The following is a 7,877-nucleotide window of genomic DNA, read 5'->3' as shown; positions in this document are numbered from 1 at the left end:
TTTTTTTTATGATGTAAAATTAGTTAGTTACATCGACCCATTTATTTGAATGTCCCCAAAAATTTGCGAAAAGCTTATCTTGGGCCTACGCATTTACTGGGCTTCCGGATAAAGCGGGAACTGCTGGTTTCCCTAAAGCTGTTTGGAAAATGTTTTTGAATTATAGTTTCACCCGCACGGGGAGCCACAATAGGGCTAATCTCAACTCCAGCGCTTTCGGGCAGAAAGAACGTTGAACCAGGGCGAGTTGAAACATGCTGGATATGAACTATTGGTGCACTCATAGCACGAAATTTCTCCAATAGGAGCTTCGCGTTACTTGCTGCGGTTTCTATCCCTACAAGTTCCATCGATCCGTGAGGAAAATAATCGTTTTGGATATCTATTAAGAGTAAACAGTTGTTCATCATAACTCTCAGTTATAAGTTTAAAGCATAACGGCAAGCTCAGTGGCTAGTTTCAGCGACCTTTCCAACCTTCGAACTTCAGTCTGTTTTCGCGAAACTGTGCGTTTTCTTACCATTCCCGATAACTCTAAACAGACCAGTGCCCGTTATCCTTTGCAGGACTTCATCCTCTTTCATATGGTGATCACTAAAAGACAATATCCCTTCAGCTTTTAGTATCCTGTGGAGCTCTCGAAGAACGTCATTGGGACGAGCAAGATCGTGAAACACATCATAGAACAAGACCGTATCCACGGAATTATCGGGGAGCCCTGTGTTGCAATCGGACTCAATGGTAACGATGTTCTGAATACCATTGCGTTCTGTTATCTTCTTGATATCCCGAATGGCAAGAGGATGTATATCCAGCGCATAAATTTGGCCGGAAGGGCCTACCAACTCGACGAGTGGCATGATGTAGCCACCGGGGCCGCAACCAAAATCGAGCACAGAGAATCCGTGTTGTATTTTGGCTTCCTGTAATACATCCAAACGCGGTCGCAGGAGATCGCGAACCTTGAACATAAGTTTCATTATTCTAAAGCCAGTAATCGATATTGGCATATTCGCCCTCCGTTCCCATTACACTCCCGTTCTATTCCAATGTCACCCAACGCCGCAGTTGAGGAGTGCATGGCTAATTCACTTGCAGTATACGTCACCAACGTTCTCTGCGCCCCTCTCAAACCGCTTAGAAGGTTCTAGAATATCCGGAAACTGGCGACGAATGGCAAATGGTCCGAGACTTCTTCTTTAAATGTCTCACGCCCAAGATTCAAAGTCCAATGCATCGGAAAAAGTCGCAAACTACCGCGTACATAGTCGGTCGAGTAGGTGCGCGAAACGGCAAACCCGTCCAGCAGGTTTGCGCGTCCCTTGTCGAGAATATGTGAATATCGGTCCTGTAAATCCCAGCACGAGACAAAATCCATCAGGTCATCACCGCCTAAATGATGGAAATTACTTACGTCTTGCCCTGGAATCATGTTAAAATCACCCATGAGCAGAATCATGCGATGAGTCAGCCCAGGTGTTTGTCGCAACTGAGCTATATGCCGACCAATCACAGCGCACTGGCTATCGCGTAATTGCTGCTCTGCATGGCCCCGACCAGATTTAAGATGGACACCGATAAGGATAGCCCTGAGTTTTCCGATTTTGATATCGGCCTGTACAGCCTGCCGCCCTTTCCTATAATCACCTTCGGTACCAGGAATAATTTGTACGTTACTCACCTCAACCCCTTCTTTGTGCAAAAAGCCGATGTGGATATTGCCGTTCGGCTGCTGCAGGATCGTGCGATTATACGTAACGTCATATTCATCGGCTAAGAGGGTGGCCAGCCGATCAATATGGGTAACCGGACTGATCTCAACAAGTGTCACCAACTCCGCATCCAAGAGAGCCAATCCCTCAGCCTGATTCTTTGCACGATCACTGTCAGGGGCAATCCCTACAGCGGGGTTGTGTTGGTTAAATCCTGCGAGGTTCCAGACGGCAATACGGGCAAGACTGTGCTTAAATTCGCTCATATGTCCTCCATACATGCATAATCGCGTTGCGGCGGCCAGGGGTGGCAAGCACTTCCACCGACTTTTGAAAATGCTCAGTGCTTCTTACCGCCTGGTGAATGTTTTTATTGGTCTGCCCCCACGATTCTCGGTGGCAGTTACAGAAAATGTTTGCTTCACCGACCGGGTGAGTAATTCACCTTAAACATGATACCTTTCCGGAATTGACTTTTGCTCCCAACTACAATGCATTCAATTTACAATGGGGCGGCCTGGCCATCGGAGCCATTTTTCCACGCTGTGATGATATGACTTTCCATAGGTGTTGCTAAACCACAATCATCTGAGAAAATCAGTAAGGAATTCATGATTTCGGCAAGCATTTTCTCCCGCTTGTCACCTGCCATTTCGGCAATCTGATGTGCAAACGGAAAAACCGAAATATAGCCGGGGAGAAATTCATCCAAGGAAGGAAAACGAGCCATCTGTACCTCAAGTCGAATTTCAATATTGTTAAACCCCGCATTGCTCAGAAGTTTCCTCAGTTCTTCTCTGTCAGATAAAGAGCATGATGAATAAAATGCTCTCGTTGATTCAGCCCCGATATAATTTCCTATTATTTCTGCAAGTGTCGCAAAAAATGGACAGCGATCAATAGACCTCCAGACGCTGAGTGCTAGGCGCCCACCAGGGACCAACACCCGGGACATTTCCTCGAGGGCTTTTTGTTTTTCCGGGAAAAATTGCAGACCTTGTTGACATATCACCACATCACATCGCTCTGTCTCGACAGGAATAAACGCAACATCCCCAAAATGCCATTCAATTGATGCTAGACTTTCCTTGTCAGCAAATTTTCTCGCAGTCTCAAGCATGTTTCGATCCGCATCGAATCCCATAACACTGCCGCTCGCTCCAACCAACTGTGCCGCTCTTCTGGCAACGACACCCGTACCGCATGCAACATCGAGAATCCGATCTCCTGGTCTGATACCCGCTCTTTCGATTAGTGTATCCGTCCAGGCTCCCATCCAAGCCGGAACTATATATTGTTCATATGTTTCCGGGGCAGTCCCATGCAACGGCCAACTTGATGTATTGTCCATGTAAATTGAATATCCTTTTTTATTTTCGGTCTCTCAATCCACTAAAAAATATTGAAACGAATCAACAATACTTTGGCCAACAGTGGCCTTCACCTTGCCCTAAAAGGTTCTTTCGATGGCCTATCATCACCAGAACGATATCTACTCCCCCCAGGATTTCGATTTCGTTGTGTGCAGAAGTACTGTGTTCATTCGCCAGCGATAAAAAAGCCTGGGCTCCGAGATCGGCATGGTCTTGATCTGACATACCCATTCAAGAATATTGGAGTTCCATCCACAACGCCATATTTTTATCCAAGGAGAGGGAGTTGCTCAACGACCATGTGAGCGAAGGGGAACCTGTCTTTCCTCCACCAGAAGGTATTTGTGCCGTGTAGTCATCGTAGAAAAAAATTTCTTAGGTCAGGAAACACGACTGACGATAACTGCCTGCAACAATACATAGCCGACTGGATACGAGGTACGTACAGACCTCTTTCTCGTTATCCCATCTTATCCCCACAAATTAGTTGACATCGCAACCAACTGTCGACATATTAGTTGCGATGTCAACCGATTTACAACCAATGGGAATATATGCAATTACAAGGAAGAAAGACTCCGGCCCGCTTTATCACCTTACTTTTTCGAATGTTCACGGTCTACCTGAACCAGGAAATGCCCAAGTTCAGAATCGGCACGGGGCAATATATTTTCCTGGCAGAACTTTTTGATGAAGATGGCAGAAGCCAGGATGACTTGACCCGGTCGACCTTCCTGAACAAGGCCAATACAGCTAGGGCATTAAAAAAGCTGGAAGAACTCGGGTTCATCCGCCGTGTCTCCGACGGCGATGACCAGCGAATCAAGCACACATATCTGGAGCCGGCAGCAAGAGAGATCGAGGAAGAATTTTGGGAGATTATCTTAAAGTGGAGTGAGATTCTCAGTCAGGATTTATCCAGGCAACGACAGGAGCTTTTATTGGCCGATCTTGAAAAGATGGCGGATAACGCTTCTACCTATTTGAAAAGATATTGAAACATTTCTAAGAGGACTCAATGCAATCAAACGATACTCAGACCTTGAAGGTCTCAACGCTGTGGGCAGTATCCCTCTCCGTCTTTATGGTCCCTTTTATGATCTCCTCAGTCAATATCGCCCTGCCAGACATTCAGGCCGAATTTTCAGTTAACGCCGTTTTACTGAGCTGGATTGCCACGGCTTATTTACTGGCTTCAGGAGTAGTGCTGGTTCCGGCCGGGAAACTAGGAGACATTTACGGACGCAAAAAGATTTTTACCATCGGCATAGCTGTATTTACCGTCTTTACTGTGGCCACCGCTTTTGCACCCTCTATTTGCTGGATAATCGCCTTTCGTATACTTCAGGGCGTGGGGGCGGCAATGTCAATGGCGACAAGCATGGCGATCATTTCCGATGTTTTTCCGGTAAAGGAAAGAGGAAAAGCAATGGGTATTGTTGTGGCCTGTGTGTATATTGGGTATTCTTTTGGTCCTTTTGCCGGTGGATGGCTGACAGCCTTGTTCGGATGGAAGAGTATCTTTCTCGTCAATGTGCCTATCGGGATTGCAGCCCTTTATCTTGCCATTGTAAAAATCAGAAACGATTGGGCAAATGCGGAGAAGGAACGTTTTGATATTGTTGGAAGTCTATTGTATGGAATTTCAATTATCTGTCTTATGTTTGGTCTTACGTCTCTTCCCGACTTATCAGGAATTGGGCTGTTGGGGGTTGGAATAACAGGGTTTATTATTTTTGTCTGTTATATTACGAAAGCTCGGTTTCCTGTCATCGATGTTTATCTTTTTCGCAGCAACCGAACATTTGTTTTTTCAAGCCTTGCCGCCCTGATCAACTATTCTGCAACTTTTGCAGTTGCTTTTCTTTTAAGTCTTTATCTCCAGTTTATAAAGGGAATGACGCCGCAGCTAGCTGGAATTGTGCTTGTTTCGCAGCCATTGATACAAGCTGTTTTTTCACCCTTGGCGGGAAGATTATCCGACAAAACAGAACCTGCGGTAATTGCTTCATCAGGAATGGGACTCACAGCATTTGGACTTTTTCTATTGGTCTTTTTAAATAGTGAAACATCAATATTTTTTATAGTGATCAGTTTATTAATCCTTGGGCTGGGATTTGCGCTATTTTCATCTCCAAATATGAATGCAATTATGAGCAGTGTTGAAAAGAGCTATTATGGAATTGCCTCGGGAACAGTTGCGACAATGAGGCTCATTGGGCAAATGTTCAGCATGGCTGCAGTGACATTTTTATTCTCACTTATAATAGGAGATGAAGAAATATCTCCCTCGAATTATGATGCTTTCCTTAGCTCGATAAATATCCTTTTTATTATTTTTACTCTAAGTTGCCTAATTGGCATTTACTTTTCGCTTACCAGAGGCAAACTTAAAAAAGTATAAGATCAGAAATCCGCCTCGCCGCTCTTTGGTGTCGGCTGCATGCTCTTGTTGGGTGCCGCGGCTTATCTAATGGGAATCTTGAATAATTGCTTTTTCTGCCAATCTCCCGGAGTCTGGCGCTCACCTCGTTATGCAAAAAATTTTATCCTCGGAGGTAAGCGAAGACTCCGATATCAAGTATATGCCTGCGGTAAAATTTTTTGCATGCCTTGACCTTGATTGAAAAATCTAATTATTCAAGACACCCTAATCTTCCCGTTTTTCGGTATTTGTCGGTTCGAACAGAACAAAGCCCGCATACTGTTTCATCTCTCGGCGACGCTTCGGCGAAGCGAAAAACCCCAAAATCCGCATCAGAATCCTTGAGAGGAGAGGAAACGGCGCGGGACGATGCAGTCGCTCCGCTTCGATTGCAAAATACCTGATCTCTTTCGGCATCCAGCCGATCCGTGAAAAGAAACCAAAATAGTCCTCCGGTTCGAAAAGAAACGGCGCACTCTCCATCGACTTACTCATACCGCTTCGTCGTCGGTATTCATACGACGCTGGGGAGAAATAATCCACCGCCCAATATTCTATTGACTTCTGTGCCCCCAAGTCCGCTCCGAGGGAAGCGACCGCATCTTCAGGAAGATAGGGCGTTACCGCTTCTGTCAATACGAGAATTTTTTTCGATTGGCCTGTCACTTCATTGAGCAATGCCCGCCTGGCATCAACATCGGCAAGGTCCAGTCTCACCCGCTCCAGTCGACATTGTGGCGATTCCTCAGAAAGACTGGTTTCCTTCAGCTCGATGACGTGAGGGTAATCGACTTCTATCCATCGGAGCGATTCTGGCAACTCCATGCGATAGGGTCTGGTGTCCAGCCCTGCGCCTAGATTCAGTATGGTATCCACCCCTTCGACAATTGCATCTAGGATAAAATCGTCGATAATCCGAGTGCGAATCACAACCGACCAGCCGCCGATAAAGGCCTGTTTCGGTAGGCTGTCGATGATTTGCATCCCTCGGTCTCCAGCGAGTTTCGCTGAGAATGGGTCATGAAATATCGCGTTTGGTTTATTCGTCTCCATGGCACGATAAGCGGCTGCCATGAATGCAGTGTCGGACACTTGATTGATCTGGTTTTTCATTTCCTCTACGTCCATTTCCAAAAAACATTGCTTCCCATGAGAGTGACGAAGATACCCTGAATCCATGACAGCGAAAGGTGAACAACAAATGAATCAATTTAAAAATTGTTGTGTCAGGACGATATGCCCCTCACCGTCCCTGAGCACGATTAATCGGCAGCCATCGATTTAATCGAATGCCTCAAACGCAGCAGCAGTAAACTCCTGTAGCTTTTTGATTATCGATTCTCGTTCTTTACCAAACAGTTCTGTTCCATGGGCATGCCCTGGGTAAAATAGTATTTCTTTTGGATTGTCAAACAGTTCGAACATTTTACGAGTATCGTTTGCACCATCATCATTTTCTGAATTTATCAAAAGCTTAGGTATTTTAATTCTGCTCAATTCGTTCTTGCTGTAAAAAACAGTTCCTTCATATTCGATAGGAGCTGAAAGAGCCACGACGCCAACAATACAATCGTTATTCACATGTCGAGCTGCGACTTTTATGGATGCGACTCCACCTCGGCTTGCTCCAATAAGGATAACTTTCTTCACACCTGAATCACAAACAAACGAAATTGCATCTTCAAGAGTCTTTGATTGGTCATCAGCATGTTGAAAATAGTCATATGTCAGGATCATATATCCTTCTGAAAGAATATCATCAATAATGACATCCCATTCATGTTGATCATTGGTATCCATGTTCGAAAGGATTACCGCCATATGGCCTGAACCATAAAGCTTGCCAATGGTATACCTGCTATTTGAAGATGATTGTGTAATTGGAATACTGATTGATTGCGTGTTGATTGATTTCACTTACCGAGTCCTATTACTCTCTGCTGCCGATCGTTTGGGCTAACTGGTTCTCACGAATCGCAGTGGAGTAAAAATTAAATATAATGAATTATTTGGATGTAATATTCAGTTTTCTGGAACAGCTACAAAATACCCTATAGTCATTAGGCAAAAAATTGAGATCGAAAGATGGTGTATGCACGAGGCAAACCTGCGCTTCTTTTAATTCCGGATTCCGGTAAGAAAAGTGCTGTCCCTACAGCACAACGCAGAAATCCCCTGCGGAGAGTACATGTTGCTCTCCGTCGAGTGTGAATTCTACTTTTCCGGTCACAACGTAATAGGTGTAGAGTAGAGCGCTGATTATTACCAAGAACCAACGATTATGTTTCGCCGCACGCGGCTACTCCATATCAGAAGATCTCCTGGTGACATCAGCGCCCCCTCGTCGAACCGGACGTGCGGTTTTCC

General features: G+C 45.2%; 8 protein-coding genes. 2 read left to right on the top strand and 6 right to left on the bottom strand.

What is annotated here, in order from left to right; all coding sequences use genetic code 11:
• Positions 1 to 74: 74 nt before the first annotated feature.
• From JWJ90_RS24055 to JWJ90_RS22180, 4 genes are all read right to left on the bottom strand, one after another.
• A complete protein-coding gene (locus JWJ90_RS24055) occupies positions 75 to 407 on the bottom strand; it encodes an isochorismatase family protein (RefSeq protein ID WP_420828935.1) in 333 nt (110 codons plus the stop codon).
• Positions 408 to 485: 78 nt separating this feature from the next.
• Positions 486 to 1,010 (bottom strand): class I SAM-dependent methyltransferase, encoded by a 525-nt coding sequence (locus tag JWJ90_RS22190; protein WP_205229408.1) that lies wholly within the window; start codon positions 1,008 to 1,010, stop codon positions 486 to 488.
• A gap of 137 nt (positions 1,011 to 1,147) precedes the next feature.
• The gene (locus JWJ90_RS22185) at positions 1,148 to 1,978 is read right to left on the bottom strand and encodes an endonuclease/exonuclease/phosphatase family protein (RefSeq protein WP_205229407.1); all 831 of its coding nucleotides are present in this window, start codon (positions 1,976 to 1,978) and stop codon (positions 1,148 to 1,150) included.
• A gap of 236 nt (positions 1,979 to 2,214) precedes the next feature.
• Positions 2,215 to 3,063: a class I SAM-dependent methyltransferase gene (locus JWJ90_RS22180; RefSeq protein ID WP_205229406.1), complete on the bottom strand. Its 849-nt coding sequence runs from the start codon at positions 3,061 to 3,063 to the stop codon at positions 2,215 to 2,217.
• A 576-nt stretch (positions 3,064 to 3,639) separates the two neighbouring features.
• Between JWJ90_RS22180 and JWJ90_RS22175 the strand changes: the two genes are divergently transcribed.
• Complete coding sequence (locus tag JWJ90_RS22175) at positions 3,640 to 4,083, top strand: MarR family winged helix-turn-helix transcriptional regulator (protein ID WP_205229405.1); 444 nt, start codon at positions 3,640 to 3,642, stop codon at positions 4,081 to 4,083.
• A 20-nt stretch (positions 4,084 to 4,103) separates the two neighbouring features.
• Positions 4,104 to 5,489, top strand: a complete 1,386-nt coding sequence (locus JWJ90_RS22170) for an MFS transporter (protein ID WP_205229404.1) — start codon at positions 4,104 to 4,106, stop codon at positions 5,487 to 5,489.
• A 246-nt stretch (positions 5,490 to 5,735) separates the two neighbouring features.
• On the opposite strand, the gene JWJ90_RS22165 is transcribed toward JWJ90_RS22170, so the two are convergent.
• Positions 5,736 to 6,623 carry a class I SAM-dependent methyltransferase gene (locus JWJ90_RS22165; protein ID WP_205229403.1) on the bottom strand — a complete coding sequence of 296 codons (888 nt, stop codon included), beginning with the start codon at positions 6,621 to 6,623 and terminating at the stop codon, positions 5,736 to 5,738.
• 168 nt (positions 6,624 to 6,791) lie between these two features.
• A complete protein-coding gene (locus tag JWJ90_RS22160; protein ID WP_205229402.1) occupies positions 6,792 to 7,427 on the bottom strand; it encodes an alpha/beta hydrolase in 636 nt (211 codons plus the stop codon).
• Between the last annotated feature and the right edge of the window lie 450 nt (positions 7,428 to 7,877).

This window comes from Desulfobulbus rhabdoformis (assembly GCF_016919065.1).
Lineage (GTDB): Bacteria > Desulfobacterota > Desulfobulbia > Desulfobulbales > Desulfobulbaceae > Desulfobulbus > Desulfobulbus rhabdoformis.
The sequence above is the reverse complement of the archived record's forward strand: the minus strand, read 5'-3'. Positions and strand labels throughout refer to the sequence as shown.

Excerpts from the sequence above, each read along its gene's own strand:
- JWJ90_RS22170 (WP_205229404.1), top strand. The coding sequence starts at position 4,104 with ATGCAATCAAACGATACTCAGACCTTGAAGGTCTCAACGCTGTGGGCA.
- JWJ90_RS22180 (WP_205229406.1), bottom strand. The coding sequence starts at position 3,063 with ATGGACAATACATCAAGTTGGCCGTTGCATGGGACTGCCCCGGAAACA.
- JWJ90_RS22165 (WP_205229403.1), bottom strand. The coding sequence starts at position 6,623 with ATGAAAAACCAGATCAATCAAGTGTCCGACACTGCATTCATGGCAGCC.
- JWJ90_RS24055 (WP_420828935.1), bottom strand. The coding sequence starts at position 407 with ATGAACAACTGTTTACTCTTAATAGATATCCAAAACGATTATTTTCCT.
- JWJ90_RS22190 (WP_205229408.1), bottom strand. The coding sequence starts at position 1,010 with ATGCCAATATCGATTACTGGCTTTAGAATAATGAAACTTATGTTCAAG.
- JWJ90_RS22175 (WP_205229405.1), top strand. The coding sequence starts at position 3,640 with ATGCAATTACAAGGAAGAAAGACTCCGGCCCGCTTTATCACCTTACTT.
- JWJ90_RS22185 (WP_205229407.1), bottom strand. The coding sequence starts at position 1,978 with ATGAGCGAATTTAAGCACAGTCTTGCCCGTATTGCCGTCTGGAACCTC.